This is a genomic window from Paenarthrobacter ilicis (genome assembly GCF_016907545.1).
In the GTDB taxonomy this organism is placed as follows: domain Bacteria; phylum Actinomycetota; class Actinomycetes; order Actinomycetales; family Micrococcaceae; genus Arthrobacter; species Arthrobacter ilicis.
Map to the genome: position 1 here is coordinate 1,101,491 of NZ_JAFBCD010000001.1, position 17,803 is coordinate 1,119,293.

The 17,803-nt window shown below is 64.1% G+C and carries 15 protein-coding genes; 5 read left to right on the forward strand and 10 right to left on the reverse strand.

Going from position 1 to position 17,803, the window contains the following annotated elements:
* The first annotated feature begins 5 nt into the window (after nt 1–5).
* Nucleotides 6–593 carry a phosphoribosylglycinamide formyltransferase gene (gene purN / locus JOE60_RS05155; protein WP_167264571.1) on the forward strand — a complete coding sequence of 196 codons (588 nt, stop codon included), beginning with the start codon at nt 6–8 and terminating at the stop codon, nt 591–593.
* Here purN and JOE60_RS05160 read toward each other — a convergent pair.
* The 3 genes from JOE60_RS05160 to JOE60_RS05170 are packed head-to-tail and all read right to left on the reverse strand — an operon-like array spanning nt 590 to nt 3,846.
* Complete coding sequence (locus JOE60_RS05160) at nt 590–1,942, reverse strand: MFS transporter (RefSeq protein WP_167264572.1); 1,353 nt, start codon at nt 1,940–1,942, stop codon at nt 590–592. The two genes, purN and JOE60_RS05160, sit on opposite strands and share 4 nt — an antisense overlap.
* A 40-nt stretch (nt 1,943–1,982) precedes the next feature.
* Entirely contained in the window at nt 1,983–2,933 is a 951-nt protein-coding gene (gene murQ, locus JOE60_RS05165; protein ID WP_167264573.1) for an N-acetylmuramic acid 6-phosphate etherase, read from the reverse strand.
* Nucleotides 2,908–3,846: an N-acetylglucosamine kinase gene (locus JOE60_RS05170; RefSeq protein ID WP_167264574.1), complete on the reverse strand. Its 939-nt coding sequence runs from the start codon at nt 3,844–3,846 to the stop codon at nt 2,908–2,910. Before JOE60_RS05170 ends, murQ begins: the two co-directional genes overlap by 26 nt.
* Nucleotides 3,847–4,093: 247 nt before the next feature.
* Between JOE60_RS05170 and JOE60_RS05175 the strand changes: the two genes are divergently transcribed.
* The gene (locus JOE60_RS05175) at nt 4,094–5,023 is read left to right on the forward strand and encodes an endonuclease domain-containing protein (RefSeq protein WP_167264575.1); all 930 of its coding nucleotides are present in this window, start codon (nt 4,094–4,096) and stop codon (nt 5,021–5,023) included.
* 344 nt (nt 5,024–5,367) lie between these two features.
* The gene (purH, locus tag JOE60_RS05180) at nt 5,368–7,038 is read left to right on the forward strand and encodes a bifunctional phosphoribosylaminoimidazolecarboxamide formyltransferase/IMP cyclohydrolase (protein WP_167264576.1); all 1,671 of its coding nucleotides are present in this window, start codon (nt 5,368–5,370) and stop codon (nt 7,036–7,038) included.
* Between the two features lie 122 nt (nt 7,039–7,160).
* On the opposite strand, the gene JOE60_RS05185 is transcribed toward purH, so the two are convergent.
* Complete coding sequence (locus tag JOE60_RS05185; RefSeq protein WP_167264950.1) at nt 7,161–8,267, reverse strand: trypsin-like serine peptidase; 1,107 nt, start codon at nt 8,265–8,267, stop codon at nt 7,161–7,163.
* A gap of 81 nt (nt 8,268–8,348) precedes the next feature.
* The gene (locus JOE60_RS05190; protein WP_167264577.1) at nt 8,349–8,951 is read right to left on the reverse strand and encodes a hypothetical protein; all 603 of its coding nucleotides are present in this window, start codon (nt 8,949–8,951) and stop codon (nt 8,349–8,351) included.
* Nucleotides 8,952–9,088: 137 nt separating this feature from the next.
* On the opposite strand from JOE60_RS05190, the gene JOE60_RS05195 reads away from it, so the two are divergent.
* A complete protein-coding gene (locus JOE60_RS05195) occupies nt 9,089–11,311 on the forward strand; it encodes an NADP-dependent isocitrate dehydrogenase (RefSeq protein WP_167264578.1) in 2,223 nt (740 codons plus the stop codon).
* 63 nt (nt 11,312–11,374) lie between these two features.
* On the opposite strand, the gene JOE60_RS05200 is transcribed toward JOE60_RS05195, so the two are convergent.
* The gene (locus JOE60_RS05200; RefSeq protein ID WP_167264579.1) at nt 11,375–12,484 is read right to left on the reverse strand and encodes an FAD-dependent oxidoreductase; all 1,110 of its coding nucleotides are present in this window, start codon (nt 12,482–12,484) and stop codon (nt 11,375–11,377) included.
* Nucleotides 12,485–12,649: 165 nt separating this feature from the next.
* Here JOE60_RS05200 and JOE60_RS18480 point away from each other — a divergent pair, with 165 nt between their 5' ends.
* The gene (locus JOE60_RS18480; protein WP_167264580.1) at nt 12,650–13,090 is read left to right on the forward strand and encodes a DoxX family membrane protein; all 441 of its coding nucleotides are present in this window, start codon (nt 12,650–12,652) and stop codon (nt 13,088–13,090) included.
* Between the two features lie 34 nt (nt 13,091–13,124).
* Here the strand turns inward: JOE60_RS18480 and JOE60_RS05210 are convergent, their stop codons facing one another.
* From JOE60_RS05210 to JOE60_RS05225, 4 genes are all read right to left on the reverse strand, one after another.
* Entirely contained in the window at nt 13,125–14,213 is a 1,089-nt protein-coding gene (locus JOE60_RS05210) for a Gfo/Idh/MocA family protein (RefSeq protein ID WP_167264581.1), read from the reverse strand.
* Between the two features lie 13 nt (nt 14,214–14,226).
* On the reverse strand, nt 14,227–14,919 hold the full coding sequence (locus JOE60_RS05215; protein ID WP_167264582.1) for an ABC transporter ATP-binding protein: 693 nt from the start codon (nt 14,917–14,919) through the stop codon (nt 14,227–14,229).
* 2 nt (nt 14,920–14,921) lie between these two features.
* A complete protein-coding gene (locus tag JOE60_RS05220) occupies nt 14,922–16,400 on the reverse strand; it encodes an FtsX-like permease family protein (RefSeq protein ID WP_167264583.1) in 1,479 nt (492 codons plus the stop codon).
* 293 nt (nt 16,401–16,693) lie between these two features.
* Complete coding sequence (locus JOE60_RS05225; protein ID WP_167264584.1) at nt 16,694–17,791, reverse strand: substrate-binding domain-containing protein; 1,098 nt, start codon at nt 17,789–17,791, stop codon at nt 16,694–16,696.
* Nucleotides 17,792–17,803: the final 12 nt, after the last annotated feature.

A 17,803-nucleotide genomic window follows, 5' to 3' on the forward strand; every position in this document is an offset into this window, starting at 1 on the left:
GTGCAATGCGCATTGTTGTCCTCGTCTCCGGTACCGGTTCCAACCTTCAGGCTGTCATCGACGCCGTGAAGTCGGGTGATCTGGACGTGGACATCGCCGCTGTGGGCGCGGACCGCCCCGACACCTATGGCGTGGAGCGCTCCGACGAAGCCGGGATCGAGACCTTCGTGGTGAACTTCAACTCGTTCCAAACCCGCGCCGAGTGGGACGCCGCACTGCGCGACAAGGTGCTTTCCTACTCCCCGGACGTGGTGGTTTCCTCCGGATTCATGCGCATTGTGAGCGCGGACTTCATCGAGGCCTTCGGTGGCAAATACGTGAACACACACCCGGCTTTGCTCCCCGCGTTCCCCGGCGCGCATGGCGTCCGCGATGCCATGGCGTACGGAGTGAAGGTCACGGGCTGCACCGTGCACTGGGCCGATGCCGGAGTGGACACCGGCCCCATCATTGCCCAGGAGGCCGTGGCGATCCAGCCGGACGACACCGAGGAAACCCTGCACGAGCGCATCAAGATTGTGGAGCGCAGGCTGCTGGTCCAGACCCTGAAGGACCTCGCCGCCACCCCCGACCTGGTTGGGCTGGGGGGTTAGTCGAGGATCTGCTGCTTGGTTTCCGGCGCAAAGAACGCCATCCACAGCACGGAGATCAGCACCAGGCCGCCAGCCATCGCGAAGGACTGCGCCAATCCGAACTCGGGCCAGAAGAAGGACGCGAATACCAAGGGCCCGAATCCGGCACCGATCCGGGAGAACGTCGAAGCCCAACCGAAGCCGGATCCGCGAAGTTCGGTGGGGTACAGCTCAGACACGTAGGCGTAAAGCACCGGGATGGCCACCTGGACCACGAACCCGAACACCAGCAGCCAGAACACGGCGGCCGATGGCACATCCACCACCAAGGCCACGATCACCAGAGTCACTGCTGACAGCGGACCGGTGATGGCCAAAATCCACTTGCGGCCTACCCGCTCCACCAGCAGCGCTGCCACCACCACGCCCAGAAGTCCGACGGCGGCCATCCCGGCGGTTGTGACGAAGGCTTTGTACTCCTCGAACCCGGCCCCGATCAGGATGCGCGGCATCCACGTCAAGGACAGGTAGTAGACCAGCAGGATGGAGAAGAACAAGGCCCACGCCGCGGTGGTGATCTTCCAATTGAACGTCCAGATACTGCGCAGCTGGATCCACGCACTGCCTGCAGAGAGCCGGGGTGCCGACTGTGCGTCCGGGAGGCTGTAGGCGCGTGGCTCGGCTCCGGTTGCCTCCACCAAACCGTCAATGACGGCCGCAGCTTCAGCCCGGCGACCTTTACGGATCAGGAACAACGGGGACTCGGGGACTGATCGCCGCACCCAGAACACCAGGAGCGCGGGGATCACCATCACCAACATGGTGAGCCGCCAGTCGCCATACAGTGCCACCAGCCCCGCGGACACGAAACCGCACAGGGCAGCGCCCACGGGCCACCAACCGTCCATGGCTGTGAGCACCTTGCCCCGTTGTTTGCGGGGCGTGAATTCACCCACCAGGGCGTAGTCCACCGGGATACAGCCACCCAGGCCAAAACCGGCCATGAACCGGAAAATGCAGAACCACACGATATCCGGGGAGAAGGCCCCAAGGACGGTGAAAATGCTGAAGATCAGGAGGGTGGCCGTGAAAGCCTTCTTGCGCCCGATGGTGTCCGCGATGGTGCCCCACGCAAAGGCGCCCACAGCCATGCCGATCAAGTTGGACGTGCCGATCCATGCAGCGTCGGCCGGTTGCAATGACCAGTGCTTGGACAGCAACGGGATCAGGATGCCGTTGAGGGTCACATCCCAGGCGTCGAACATGAATCCCAGGCCGCCGATGACGAAAATCCTGCCTTGGACTTTCCAGCGCCACGGCAGATCCTGCACCACTTGCTCGCCGCTGGGCACGGTTGTGTACGTATTCATTGGGCCTCCTGCATGCAACCTTAAGCCCTGGCGGCCAACGTTACTTCTTGTCCTCGATGGCCCGACGCAGGAAACCCTCTGCTTCCTCCAAGGCACCCTTTGCCTCGCTGGCGTCGATGCCTGTCAGGAGCACCAAGATAGCTGCTTTTACTGATCCACCCACCGAGTCCAGGGCAGCAGCCGCTTCAGCCGCGGAAACGCCGGTGGCGTGCTGGACTGTCCGCTGCGAACGGGCCAGCAGCTTCTCATTCGTGGCACGCAAGTCCACCATCAGGTTCCCGTACGTCTTGCCCAGCTTCACCATGACCAATGTGCTGATCATGTTGAGGACAAGTTTCTGGGCGGTGCCCGAATTGAGCCTGGTGGAACCGGCAATGAACTCCGGACCTACCTCAACCTCAATGGCGGCATCAGCCACGTGGCTCACAGCCGAACCCTTGTTGCAGGCCAGGGACGCTGTGAATGCTCCCCGTTTCCGGGCCTCCTCCAGCGCGCCGATCACGTAGGGCGTCCTCCCGGACGCGGTGATACCCACGACGGCGTCAGCTTCAGTGACATTGATGTGGTGCAAATCCCGCGCGCCGGCAGTCGCATTGTCCTCCGCGTACTCCACGGGCTTCTGAATCGCTTCGGTCCCGCCCGCGATCAGCCCGACGACGAGTCCCGGCGGGGTGCCGAACGTCGGCGGGCACTCGCTGGCATCCAGCACGCCCAGCCGCCCCGCCGTCCCCGCTCCCACGTACAGAAGGCGCCCCCCGCGCTGGAGACGCTCCGCAACGGTGTCGACCGTTTGTACTATCGCCGGGCTCGCGGCTTCAACGGCCGCGTGCACGCCTGCGCTGTGTGCAAGCATCGCGGCAACGAGTTCGCCGGCGCCCATGGTGTCCAGGTTTTCCAGGCCTTCGGCGGTTGCCTCGGTCTGCAACCCGGCGAGTTCCGTCCGGAGGCCCGCGAGTTTGTCAGCGTCAGTCGGGCCGGGGTGTTCCGTCACGGTGGATGTACCTTTCCTGGATGAGCCCGCGGCGCGTCGCAGCGAGGGCGGCACCGTCCAGGCCATCGCCTAACGGGGCCACCACCTCAATCCCAGCCGAAGCGAGGGACTTCCGCAAGAGCGCGGCAAAGAAGTCCGAGCCCACCACTCCGCCCAGGAGCGCAACCCCGCTGTGTTCTTCACCTGATGCGCGCTCCACGGTCTGGGTCAGGATGCGGCACGCCTCGCCAACGATGCCATGTGCGACGGCGTCACCTGCCTCTGCTGCGGACAGAACCGAAGGCGCAAACCGGGCCATGGAGCGGTAGGGGTTCTCTTGTCCGGCAAGCCAGCCCGGCAGCATTTCGGGCGAATCAACCAGGGTGCTGGCCGCCGCGGTCAAGGACGTGGCGGGACCGCCGTCGTGCGCTTCAAGAACTGCCTGCAGACCTTGCTGGCCGATCCATCGTCCGCTGCCGCGATCACCAAGGTAGGGACCCCAGCCGTCGGCGCGGTGGAGAATTCCGGCCTCATCGAAGCGGAAGGCCACGGCTCCGGTGCCCACAATCAGCGTGGTGCCAGCGGCGCCGTGAAGTGCCCCGAGCTGGGCCGCTGTTGCGTCGGAGAGGACAGCGGCAGGGACGCCAAACCTTTGGGCCAGCAAGGTGGCGAGTTCCTGAGACTTTTCCGCGGACGCCTCGACCCCGGCCACTGCGGCACCGATGCCCGTGATCGTGCTGACGGGGAGGCCGGGCGGCAACAGGCTGACCGTTTCAAGGAGGAGCTCGAACGCGAGGGTAGGTCCGTTGTCCACGTGCACCCCCGGAAAGCCGTGCTGGTCCGCCGCACCCAGCAACTCATCACCGCTGCGCAACTCCACGCGGCAACGGCTCTTCCCAACATCGGCAACAAGAACAACCCCGGTGGCTTCCATGGCACCACCCTATGTTGTGGGGCCCGTTCTGCGTGTTTGGTTGGCGCTTTAGGGCGCAGAGTAGGCCCTGCAACGGGTGGGCTCTCCGTTGTGAGGCCCGATCTGCAGGGTATGGGTTGCGCTTAGCGCGCAGAGCGGGCCTCGCAACGCGGGCGCTACTTCTGTGGAGGAGTAGTGGTAGGGCCCAACGGGGGCGATTTCTGTGGATAACCGAATGTGAGCCATCGTTTCCCGCAAGCATGGATCCATGCGGAATCCCAGCCCTTTGCCGACGGACGTTGATCCCCAAGGCTTTCTCGTCGCCGACGCCTACGCTGCCGGTGTGCCACGGTGGCGACTCCAGACGAAAGAGCTTGTAACGCCGAGTCGTGGCATTCGTATTGCCAAGGGCGGTGAACTGGACCTCGCACTACTCGGGCGGCTGCACACCGCCGTCACTCCTCGCTGTGCAGTCAGTCACGTCACGGCAGCGTTGTTGTGGTCCATGCCGCTCCCCATTTACCTTGAGGAAGAGGGCAGGAACGGGCTACGTCACGTGACCCGTCGGCAAGAGATCGGCAGGGTCAAGCGTCGGGGAGTCATAGGACATCGGGCTCCGCTGCTTGCTCGGGACGTTCGTGTGGTGAACGGAAGTCAGTTGACGTCGCCGGAATGGACATGGGTGGACCTGGCCAGGCACATGGGCCGGTCATCGCTAGTGGCAGCCGGCGATTTTCTGTTGGCGCGAGAGAATCCGTTGTCCTCGCTTGAGGCGATCAAAGAAGTCATCGACCGGCGTCCCAAAGTCAAGGGAATCCGAATGGCCCGGGAGGTCCTGCCGCTACTGAGGCCGGGGGTTGATTCCCCGCAGGAATCCCGGCTTCGGTTGAAAATCGTCGACGCCGGACTGCCGGAGCCAGCGATTACCGCGCCAATCTTCGACGAGCGCGGCAGATACATATCGACGCCCGATCTCCAATACAAGGAGTACAAAATTGCCATGGAATATGAGGGTGATCATCACCGCTCCGACCCAGTGCAATGGGGCAGGGACATCGAACGCGACGACCGGCTTCGAGCTATGGGCTGGATCGTGCTCAAATTCTCCGATGTCCAGATGAAAGGTGGATGGGCCAACGCAGAACGCAAGGTGCGCGATGCGTTGGCCTCGCGCGGGTGGCGAGGCCCGGCGTCGTAAAGTCTTGTCTGCCCCGAGTTGTGGGGCCGGGTGTGCGCCTTTCGTGCCTCGAGCTGGACGCAGAGTGGGCCTCACAACGTAGTGGGTGAGCTTGTGGGGCCGGGTGTGCGTCCCGCGAGCGGGATGTGGCACGCAGAGCGGGCCCCACAACGTAGCGGGTGAGCTTGTGGGGCCGGGTGTGCGCCTTTCGTGCCTCGAGCAGGGCGTAGAGCGGGCCTCGCAACGCAGGGGAGGGGGCTGCGACGACGCACAAGCGGGGCGACAACGAAACACGATAAACTGCCCGTATCCCCACACCCGCCACACCACCCGCGATATCTACGCGAACTAAGACGGAGACTTTTGTGAGCTTGACGCAGCTTGACCGTGTTCCCATCCGCCGTGCACTGATCTCGGTTTACGACAAGACGGGACTGGAGGAGCTCGCGAAGGGCCTGCACGCAGCAGGCGTCGCAATCGTCTCCACCGGGTCCACCGCCAAGAAGATCGCCGCCGCAGGCATCCCGGTCAAGGAAGTCGAAGAAGTCACCGGCTCCCCGGAAATGCTGGACGGCCGCGTCAAGACCCTGCACCCGCGCGTGCACGGCGGCATCCTGGCTGACCGCCGCGTCCCGGCGCACATGGACACCCTGGCCGGTATGGAAATCGAAACCTTCGACCTCGTGGTGGTGAACCTCTACCCGTTCGTGGAAACCGTGAAGTCCGGCGCAGCGCAGGATGACGTGGTGGAGCAGATCGACATCGGAGGCCCCGCCATGGTGCGTTCGGCCGCGAAGAACCACGCCGCCGTCGCCATCGTCACGGACCCGACCTTCTACGGTGCAGTTGTCGACGCCGCTGCACATGGCGGTTTCGACCTGAACACCCGCCGCCGCCTGGCCGCCAAGGCCTTCGCCCACACGGCCAGCTACGACAACGCTGTTGCTTCCTGGACTGCCAGCCAGTTCCTGGACGAAGACGGCGACGGCATCATCGACTGGCCCGCCTACGCCGGCCTGGCCCTGGAGCGTTCCGAGGTCCTCCGCTACGGCGAAAACCCGCACCAGCAGGCCGCGCTCTACGTGGACAAGGCTGCTCCCGCCGGCATCGCCCAGGCTGACCAGCTGCACGGCAAGGCCATGAGCTACAACAACTTCGTCGACGCCGATGCCGCCCTCCGCGCTGCCTTCGACTTCGCCGAGCCTGCCGTCGCGATCATCAAGCACGCCAACCCGTGTGGTGTCGCAGTCGGTTCCGCTGATGCCGCGGACCCGATCGCCGACGCCCACGCCAAGGCCCACGCCTGCGACCCTGTCTCCGCGTTCGGTGGAGTGATTGCCGCCAACCGCACCGTCACCGCCGGCATGGCCCGAACGGTTGCCGATATCTTCACCGAAGTTGTCATCGCCCCGGACTTCGAGCCGGAAGCCGTGGAAATCCTCTCCAAGAAGAAGAACATCCGCCTGCTGGCCCTCCCTGAGGGCTACGGCCGCTACCCGTCCGAGATGCGCCAGGTTTCCGGTGGCGTCCTGGTCCAGATGAGCGACAAGGTAGACGCCGACGGCGACAACCCCGCCAACTGGACCCTCGCAGCCGGCGAAGCCGCCGACGAAGCAACCCTCGCTGACCTCGCTTTCGCCTGGACCGCGTGCCGCGCCGCCAAGTCCAACGCCATCCTGCTGGCCAACCACGGTGCAGCAGTGGGCATCGGCATGGGCCAGGTCAACCGCCTGGACTCCTGCCGCCTGGCCGTGGAGCGCGCCAACACGCTGGGCGTGACGGTGGAGTCCGACGTCGAAGGCGCTGGCGGTGCATCCAACGCCAGCGGTGCCAACGCACCTGAGCGCGCCCGCGGTGCAGTTGCTTCGTCGGACGCGTTCTTCCCGTTCGCTGACGGCCTGCAAATCCTGATCGACGCCGGTGTCCGCGCCGTGGTCCAGCCGGGCGGTTCGGTCCGCGACGAGGAAGTCATCGCCGCAGCCAACGCGGCAGGCATCACCATGTACTTCACCGGTGCACGCCACTTCTTCCACTAGGGACATCCACTAGGGACAAGAACTAAAGCGCAACGCGACGGCGGCCGCCCCCTTTCCGGGGACGGCCGCCGTGGTGCTTAAGGCACGTACTTAACAGGGACGCGCCTACAAAAGAGAGTCCGTTACGACGCTGCGGCTGTGTTGTAGGTGGACTGGATCACGGTGCCCCAGTACGGTCCGTACATGGACGTGGAGTTTGTGCCGTAGCCGTAGCTGTTCACGGAGTTCTGGTATCCGGTGGAGCTGTTGCCGATGAACCACGGACCACCGGAAGATCCACCGGTCATGTTGCAGGGGATTCCCTGGCTGTTGAACTGCGGGTTGTAGGGATCGTTGGTGGCGGTGCCGGAGCAGCTCTTCAGCGATTCGCCGTTGAAGGGCGAGGCTGCCGGGTAGCCGAAGGACTTGTAGCTCAGGCCGCGGGCGGCGTTGAACTGGACGCCGGAGGACCCGACGACGTCTGCGAGCTTCTGGCCGTTGAGGGTGTTCACCACTGCGAAGGCGGTGTCGTACTGCATGTTGCCGTTGGAGGCCCACTGGCTGGGGGAGTACAGCGCCTTTGCCGTCCACTTCCCGTAGGGTGCGGCGCCGTTGAGGTAGGCGGGGACAAATACGAAGTTGGTGGCGTAGGCGCCGGGTCCTTCATTGACGCAGTGGCCGGCGGTGGAGACGGTGCTCTTGTTCGCAGCGGTTACGGAGTTGCCGGAGCAGACGTAGTTGGAGCCACCCAGGGTGAAGAAGATCTTGCCGATGTGCTTGACCGGGGTTTCGCTCTGGTTGACTTTGCGATCGATTACCTTGGAATCAGCAGAGGCCTGCTGGCCGGGGATGCTGCTGACGGCGCCCGGGGCTTCCGGGGCGGCACCCTTGCCGAGGTTCAGGAGCTTGCCGCGCTCCAGGGCCTTGGCGCCCAGGACGTCGCCGGACTTGGCGTTCTTCATACGTTCCGGTGTCCAGTAGTCCGCTGCACCGGCGTCGGACACTGCATGGCTGCTGACCGCAGCGCTGCTGGAGTCTGTGGTGGTGACCGGTGCCGCGTTGGCGCTGGTGGTTCCAACCAACGCCATGATTGCGGCAGCGGACAGACTCAGCAGGCTTGTGGCCAGGGTCTTGGTTTTCGTCACGTTGTTCCTACCTATCGAGGGAGTGAGGCGGCCAGTGATGGCAGCCGCCGACTGACGAAATCGAAGGTATCCCGCGTATGACAACTTTGTAAAGAGATGTTTCAGAGTTTGTGATATTTTGCTGTCACTTCCTTGTTGAGCTATGCGCCAAACCGAAATGTCGCCAAAGACAGGCGCAAACGCGGCTCAATTAAGGTGTACGACGGCGGTCCCGGGCAGGGGTGCCGGAGCGGCGCCGGGCCAGGAGTCACCCCCTCCGAGGGTGCCCAGGTTACGGGCGCCCTGCGCGTCGTCCGGGTTCAGCTCCACCACAATGCTGCTGTACTGGTCAGCCGCAGCGGCCGGGGTGCTTTGCTTTATGGTCCATCCGGACTCCACCCCTGCTGCCACCAGGTCGAAAGGAGGTTGGCCGTCCGAAGTGCTGCTGCTGATAGCAATTTGGGTGGTGGGTTTGTAACCCTCGCCCACGGACCACGTGGTGCGGACGATGTAGTCAACCAAAGCATCGCCGGCCTGGATGGAGTGGCCCGGGTCCACGCTGATACCCAGGTGGTAGCCGGTATTGCCCTTGATGTTGGGAGCTGTCCCGCCGGTGAAATCCGTGACCGCTATTCCTGGAATGGATTCGATGGCCGCCCGTGCCTGGGCCAGCGTCTGCCCGGTGGGGGCGTCGTGCGGGACGGTTTCCCGGGCTGTGGGTGGTGTTCCCGGAACTGTGCAGGCGGCCAGGCCCAGGAGCGCTCCGGCAAGGATCAGGGTTAACGGGGCAGCTGGACGTGTGCGGCTCATGCCATCACTATTGCCGGTTTTGCCGCGGCAGTGTGGTAACGAACACGTGATCCCGGACACGAAGAGCCGTGAAAACGGTGTGCTCGGGTAAGTTAGAGATGTTGAAATCTGCAGACTTTTCAGGGAGAACCCCGCCAATGGCCAAGATTATCTATACCCACACAGACGAAGCGCCGATGCTGGCAACTTACTCATTCCTGCCGATTGTGGAAGCGTATGCCTCGACCGCCGGTGTAGAGGTGGAGACCCGCGATATTTCGCTGGCCGGCCGCATCATCGCCGTTTTCGGTGATTTCCTGACAGAAGAGCAGCGCACGGGCAACGCCCTTGTTGAACTCGGCGAACTGGCAAAGCAGCCGGAAGCCAACATCATCAAGCTGCCCAACATCAGCGCCTCCGTGCCGCAGCTCAAGGCTGCCATTGCCGAGCTCCAGGCCCAGGGCTACGCCCTCCCGGACTACCCGGACAACCCCTCCTCCGACACCGAGACGGACATCCGCTCGCGTTACGACAAGATCAAGGGCTCCGCTGTGAACCCGGTCCTGCGTGAAGGCAACTCGGACCGCCGCGCACCCCTGTCGGTGAAGAACTACGCCCGCCAGAACCCCCACTCCATGGGTGCCTGGACCGCGGAGTCCAAGACCAACGTTGCCACCATGGGCGAGAACGACTTCCGCTCCAACGAGAAATCCGTGGTCATCGAAGCCGATGATGCGCTCACCATCCAGCTGGTCCGTGAAGACGGAACCGTGAAGGTCCTCAAGAAGGACTTCCCCGTCCTGGCCGGCGAGATCGTGGACGGCACCGTCCTCCGCGCCTCAGCGCTGGACGAGTTCCTGGCGGCGCAGGTCGCCCGCGCCAAGGAAGAGGGCATCCTCTTCTCCGCACACCTGAAGGCCACCATGATGAAGGTCTCCGACCCCATCATCTTCGGCCACGTGGTCAAGGCGTACTTCTCCGAACTGTTCGAGACCTACGGCAAGCAGCTCGCCGCAGCAGGCATCAGCCCGAACAACGGACTTGCCGCCATCCTCAACGGTCTGGAAGACCTGCCGGAGGACGTCCGCGAAGGCGTCAAGGCAGCAATCACCAAGGGCCTGGAAGACGGCCCGGCTCTGGCAATGGTGGACTCGGACAAGGGCATCACCAGCCTGCACGTCCCGTCGGACATCATTGTGGACGCCTCCATGCCGGCCATGATCCGTTCCTCCGGCCACATGTGGGGCCCGGACGGCAAGGAAGCCGACACCCTGGCAGTCCTTCCGGACAGCTCCTACGCCGGCATCTACCAGGTTGTCCTGGACGACTGCCGCGCCAACGGTGCCTTCGATCCCACCACCATGGGCACCGTCCCCAACGTGGGCCTCATGGCACAGGCAGCCGAGGAATACGGCAGCCACGACAAAACGTTCGAGATCGAGGCAGCCGGCACCGTGCAGCTGGTGAACAAGGCCGGCAACGTCCTGATCGAGCACCAGGTCTCCCCGGGTGACATCTGGCGCGCATGCCAGACCAAGGATGTCCCGGTCCGCGACTGGGTCAAGCTGGCTGTTACCCGTGCCCGCGCATCCCAGACCCCGGCCGTGTTCTGGCTGGACAAGACCCGCGCGCACGACGCCAACCTGATCGCCAAGATCAACGAGTACCTCAAGGAACACGACACCGAGGGCCTGCAGCTCGAGATCCTTTCCCCGGTTGAGGCCACGGCCTTCACCCTGGAGCGCATCCGTAAGGGCGAGGACACCATCTCCGTCACCGGCAACGTCCTCCGCGACTACCTCACGGACCTGTTCCCCATCCTGGAACTGGGTACCAGCGCCAAGATGCTCTCCATCGTTCCGCTGATCAACGGCGGCGGCCTGTTCGAGACCGGTGCAGGTGGCTCCGCTCCCAAGCACGTCCAGCAGCTGGTCAAGGAAAACCACCTCCGCTGGGACAGCCTGGGCGAGTTCCTTGCCCTGGCCGTGAGCTTCGAGCACCTTGCCACCACCACGGGCAACGCCCGCGCCCAGGTCCTGGCCGACACGCTGGACCGCGCCACGGGCACGTTCCTGCTGGAGGACAAGTCCCCGAAGCGCAGCGTGGGAGACCTGGACAACCGTGGAAGCCACTTCTACCTGGCCACGTACTGGGCACAGGAGCTGGCACAGCAGACCGACGACGCCGAGTTGGCCAAGGACTTCGCGGCGATCGCCGAAGCACTGACCTCCAACGAGGCCACCATTGTTGGCGAGCTGGCCGCAGTCCAGGGCCCCGGCGTCGAACTGGGCGGCTACTACCGTCCGGACGCTGCCAAGGCCGCAGAGATCATGCGTCCGTCCGCCACCTTCAACAAGGTCCTCGCGACCCTGAAGAAGTAGTTCCGGCATAACGGAACCGGCCCGCAGGCATTGCCTGCGGGCCGGCTCCTTTTAAGCGTGTAGTCAGCGGTCCGCGCGGAACCGCCCAGGTGCCATGCCGCCGTCGACGATGTCCTTCAGCACCCGCCCAATGGCCGGAGTGAACTTGAAGCCGTGACCGGAGAACCCGGCCCCCACCACCAGCGGGCCAAAGCCGTCGAGCACAAAATCCTCCGTGGGCGTGGTGGTGTAGGTGCAGCTGATGGGCACCACGCTGGAAGGGTCGACGCCGGGGAGCCACTCTTCGGCGTACCGCACCAGGGCTTCGAGCTGCTGGGGGATGGGCTCGAAAGTGCGCTGGTCCGGGTCCATCACCGGGCCGACGCCGTGCCAGCCCGCTTTGACGCCTTCGCCGGGGGTGAGCATCCCGTAGACCGGGCTGAACCAGTACTCGTAGAGCTCGTTGTTGGGGTCCGGATCAGGGCTGTGGTTGAAACTGGGCCACACCAGGGTTTTATCCACCGGGGTGAAGTGGGCGGGCTGCTCCTGCGTGACCACCAAGGCGGGGAGTTTCACGTGCTTGCTGACCAGCTTGTTGGTCCAGGCGCCCGCAGTGACCACCACGCGGCTTGCGGTGTACTCGGTATCTTCGGTCACCACCACCACGGAATCATCGCCGTCGATCCGGATGTCGTGGACCGGCGTCGAATACTTGAAAATGGCTCCGCGGGCCTCCGCGCTTTTGCGGAGCGCCACCAGGGCATCGGCAGAGCGGATCCGGCCGGAACCGGGCACGAACAGGACGTCGGTGGCGAAGTTCATGCCCTGCCAGCGGTTGGCGGCGTCGTCGGCCGAGATGAAGTAACTTTCGATCCCGCGCTCTTCATGGGCTGCGCGGACCAGCTCCAACTTGGGGACGTTGCCGTGGTTCGCAAGCCCCACCAGGTCCAGCAGGGGCGCGCCATTCTCGGCAGCGAGCTCGTCCCACAGCGTCTTGGATTCCGCCAAAAGGTCCAGGTAGTCAGCCTCTGCATAGGCGGTGTTGAAGTTGCGCGTGGCTCCGTGCGAGGCGCCCATGTGGTGCCCGGCCTCGAAACGCTCCAGCAGGACCACCGACTTGCCACTGCGGGACAGTTGCCAGGCTGCCGCCGATCCCATGGCTCCTCCGCCAACAACTACAACGTCTACCTGCATGCCTGCTCCATCCCGCGTTGGCCCTCGTCAAAACCGCAGGCCCGCGAATGGGCCCACCCCCATTCTGCCCCCACTCACCCAACCAGGGGACAGCAGACGTCGTCATGGGAGCAGGTGCGGGTGCCCACGTTTGGTGTGCGGGCCGGGGCATGGAAGATTGGGACCGTGAAATTCCTTCACCCGTCACCCAAGTCCTCAGCCCGCGGCGTCACTGTTCTCCGCGTGGTGTTCGGTGTGCTCATCATGGTTCACGGCATCCAGAAGCTCATGGCCGGGCACGCCGCCTTTGCTGCATCGGTTGCCGCCATGGGCGTGCAGAAACCCGAAATTGTGGCGTGGTTGGTGATCGCCGGCGAGCTGGGCCTTGGCCTGCTCCTGGTCCTTGGCGCCCTGACCCGGGTGGCAGGATTCCTTGCCGCCATCATGTTCGCGTCCATCTGGTTCGTGACCGAGGCCGGAAAGCCACTTCTCACTGATGCCGCGGGTGTCACAGGGGAATTGATCCTGATCTACTTCGCGGTTTCGGTGGCTTTCATTTTCCTGGGATCCGGTGCGTTCTCGCTGGACCGCAAGCTTGCCCGCCAACCGTCGCGGGCAGGCCGCTGACCAGCACACGCGGGTTAATTCACGACGCCGGTACTCACCGCTGGTCTGCAGCCTTGCGGGCATCGTTGGGGTACCGGATGCCCAGCTGTGAGCGGACACCATCGAAGAGCCGCATGACGTTGACGGAGTCCTCCCACGGCATGACCGGGCTTTGGACCAGTCCCTGCTGGACGCACCGGGTCACTTCACGGAGCTCGTAGGTGTAGCCGGTACCCACCACGTCAAAGTGTTCAGTGCGGGGCTCATCCCACCCAATGCGGACCTGCAGTTCCCGGGGGTTGTTCACGGATCCCACTGCCTGCAGGAAGCCCAGTCCGCCGGCCACCGTGGCTGTCCGTGGTCCATGGGCCATCAGGGAAGAAGTGAGCTGTGCTTGCGCGCCGCTGGAGTATCCCAGCGTGAGCGCATTCTGGGTGTCCACACCGTCCCCGTTCAGCGAACCCATGGCCGTCACGGATTGCGGGAAACCCAGCGTTCCCAAGGCCCACAGCAGCGGGTAGACCGTGATGTCCAGAAGCGCCCCGCCCCCGTCGTTGAGCGCCCAGATCCTCGCCGAGGGATCGTAGGGTGCCGGAAAGCCGAGGTCCGCACTTACCCACTGGATCTCCCCGAGTTCCCCTGACGCTGCGATGCTGAAGGCCCGTTGCATGCTGGGGAGGAAGCGGCTCCACACGGCTTCCATGAAGAACACGCCGTTCTCCTTGGCCAGGGCCACCAGTTCCGTGGCCTCGCGGGCATTGATAGTGAGGGCTTTCTCGCACAAAACATGCTTGCCTGCCCGCAATGCAGCCGATGCGATCTGGAAATGCTGCGCGTGGGGAGTCCCCACGTAGATCACGTCCACGGCAGGATCTTCCACCATGCGCTGGTAGCCGGGGACGCCGCCGTCGTCCCCGTAGGCCTTGCTGAAGCCGGAAGCGGTAGCGAAAGCCTCCGCGGCAGCCTGGGTCCTCGAGCTGACGGCGTACAGTTCAGCATCCTCAAGCAGCGCCAGATCCTTGGACACGCTGGCAGCGATGTTGCCTGTGGACACCACGCCCCACCGCAGCGGCCGCCCGGTGGCTGCGGTGGGGTCCTGGTTGCTTTGCTCGAACAGCCATGGCGTGGCGATGGGGAGATTCATGGTTGCCATCCTGTCAGACATTGTGTCCGGTGCGGACCTCCTCCGTGAGCTTGCCCTGCTGCAGCCGGAAGCAGCGCTCAGTTTTCCGTGCGAGGCTGCGATCGTGGGTGACCACCAGGATGGTGGTGTTGTGGTCGCGGCTCAGCGAGCTGAGGAGTTCAATGATGTGCTCGCCGGTTTGCTCGTCCAGGTTTCCTGTGGGCTCATCAGCGAGGATCAGCTTGGGTTCGTTGGCCAAAGCACGGGCAATCGCCACACGCTGCTGTTCGCCACCGGACAATCGGTTGGTACGGCGCGAGTGCTTCTCCGGATCCAACTGCACCTGCTCCAACAGCTCTTTGGCCCGCTGAAGCCTGGCCGCTTTGCGCACACCGGCGAACTCCATGGGGAGCATCACGTTGTCCACGGCGCTGAGGTTGGGGATCAGGTTGAATTGCTGGAACACGAAGCCAATATCACGCCGGCGATACTCAGTCAGCTTCCCGTCCGGGAGTCCAGCCAGGCTGACGCCATCCACCACCACGTCCCCGGAAGTGGGCTTGTCCAGCGCGCCCAGGAGGGACAACAGCGTGCTTTTGCCACTGCCGCTCTTGCCCACGATGGAAGCCAGCGAGCCCTTCTGCAATTCGAAGCTCACACCGTTGACGGGCTTAATGGTCCGGTCACCGGACTTGAACTGACGGACCAGATCCTTGACAACAATCACGGCTATTCTCCTCGGAGTACTTCGATGGGACGGATACGGGCAGTCAGCAGCGCGGGTACCAGGGCACCGATGATTGCCACGGCGAAGACGGCGGCAATGCCCGCCGCGAGGATGCCGGGGGAGACACTGGCTGTCACGGAGGTCAGCAGCTGGGAAGCGCCACCGAAGGGACCACCCTGGCCTCCGGCTCCGGGGAATCCACCACCAAGGCCGCCACCCGGGGCTGCACCGTTTGGCATGGCTCCAGCCAGGCCGCCGCCGCGCTGGGTGGTGGTTGCCGCCGTCGTGGTGGTGTTCGAGCTGATGAGCGCGGAAGCGATGCCGCCGCTGGCCAGTGAAGCGATCACGGCACCCACCACACTGCCCAGGGCCACCAGCACCAGGGACTCCAGCACGAACTGCAGTCCGATGGTGCGGTTACGGGCTCCGATCGCCTTCAGTACACCAATCTCCCGGCGGCGCTCGCGGACCAGCATCACCATGATGAGCAGGATGATGATGCCTGCGGTGGCGAGGGCTGCGATGAACGCGATCAGCGAGATGTTCTTGACGCTGTCCAGCGAACTGACGGCTGTTTCAAGGTTGCGCTGGCCTTGGGTGACGTCGGCCTTGTCCGTGCCGAGGGCGCTTTGCACAGCGGTCTTGGTGCTGTCAACGTTCTCCATGCTGTTGACCGTCACGATCATGGTGGAGAGTTCGTCCGGGGTGTCTGCCAGGGTTTGGGCCTCCGGAAGGGTCACGTAGACGGCGTTGTTGCCGAACGTAGTCCCGGCGTCGAAGATGCCGGCAACGGTGAATGTAGTGTCCTGGATGGTGAACGTGGATCCCGCGGTGAGGCTGTTTTTCTCTGCAAGCGAGGTTCCCACCAGCGCTTTCGCCTCCGCGGTGGTGTAGTCGCCCAGCCCGGTGCCGCTGGTGATGTTCAGTGCCTTGCCGGTGGTGTCCACCTCGGCGCCGATACCCGTTGCCGTGATGGGGAGCGTGCGCGGGGGCTGGGCAGCTGTTCCTGTGGTGCCGGTTGTTCCTGCGGAACCGTTGCGGTTGCCCAGCGTTCCGGCGTCGACGGCTGCCGTCAGGTTGGTGCTGACCGTGGCCTGTTGTCCCCCCGGGCCAAAGCCGCCACCCGGACCGGCCTGCTGGGTGGTTCCGGACGTGGTTCCGGTTGTACTGGTGGTGCCGGTCTGGAGGCGCAGTGCCTTTGTGCCCACCACGGACGTCACGTTGGTGACCGACGCAGCAGTCTGGGCCTCCGCCGTCGTGAGCGGTTCACCACCGCCCTCGAAGCCTTGGCCGCCAGCCGGATTAACTGTCAGCGTGGTGCCCACGGAAGCGTTGAGCTCCTGGACCTTGGCGCCCACCGCCTGGTTGGCCACCAGCATGGCCAGGGCCAAACCGATGGCTACGGCGAGGACGGCCACCACTGCGGCCGTTCTGATTTTGTTGCGGAAGGCATTGCCTACGCTTCGGGCGAGGACGCTCACGTTTCTCCTTTGGACCTGCGTGGGCCGGGGGAGCGGCCCCGGCCCGCTCAAGCGCGCCGCGTGTCCAACATTGCTGAGCGCCGCTGTGCGCGAAGCCAGCCGAAGCTATGCGTGGGCTGTGAAAACTTTTCTGCTGGATCATCGGCGTCTGCTGTCATCCGAACCCCCGACATTCCGGGGTTTGCGTCCGGCGAGCACCGCGATGATCCAGCAGAATTGAGGCAGCAAAAGCCCCGGCCCACCTTCTGGCGGACCGGGGCTCCCTGTGGATCAGGTCTTGCTGTAAAACGGAGCTACTTGGTGATCGGGCCCAATACGGGATCGTCAACGTAAGCCGTCTTGACGTTCTCCTTGGTCACGATCTGTGGCGGCAGGAGGAATGCCGGAACGGTCTTGACTCCGTTGTTGTAGGAGTCCTTGTCGTTGATTTCCAGCTGCTTGCCGGCCTGCAGGTCCTTCACCATGGTGATGGCGTGCTCAACCAGCTTGCGGGTGTCCTTGTTGATGGTGGAGTACTGCTCACCTGCAAGGATCGACTTGACGGACTCAACCTCGGAGTCCTGGCCGGTCACGATCGGGAGCGGCTTGCCGGCAGCCTTGACGGAGGTCAGGACAGCGCGGGCCAAGGTGTCGTTCGGGGACAGGACGCCATCCAGGGAAGCGGTGCCGTAGCTGCCGGTGAGCAGCGTGTCAGCGCGACGCTGAGCGTTCTCTGCCTTCCAGCCCTGGGTAACTGCCTGCTCGAACGAGGTCTGTCCGGAGACAACCTTGAGGGTGCCGTCGTCGATCTTCGGCTTCAGGACACTCATGGCGCCGTCAAAGAAGACCTTCGCGTTGGCATCGTCGGGGGAGCCGGCGAACAGTTCAATGTTGTACGGACCGCTTGCCTTCTTGGCCTTCATTCCGTCCAGCAGGGCCTGGCCCTGGAGGACACCAACCTTGAAGTTGTCGTAGGCCACGTAGTAGTCCACGTTCTCGGTGTTCAAGAGCAGACGGTCATAAGCAATGACCGTGGCTCCGGAATCCTTGGCCTGCTTGAGCTGCGTACCCAGCTGGGCGCCATCGATGGCCCCCACAATGATCACCTTGGCACCCTTGGTGACCATGGCGCTGATCTGGTTCTGCTGCTCGGACACGCCGCCGTTGGCGAACTGGACGTCGGCCTTGAAGCCGGCGCCGGTGAGGCCGTCGTTGAACAGCTTCTCCGCGAGGACCCAGTTCTCACTGGTCTTCTGCGGAAGTGCGACGCCGATCAGCGAGTCCTTGGGGAACGCTTCCCCGCCTGCTGTGCTGCTGCTTGAGCCGCTGTCTGTGCGGCCGCAGGCCGTCAGCGCCAGTGCCGCGATGGCAGCGACTGCTGCTGCCTTTCCTGCTTTACCAAACATTCGCATATTTTGGTTCAC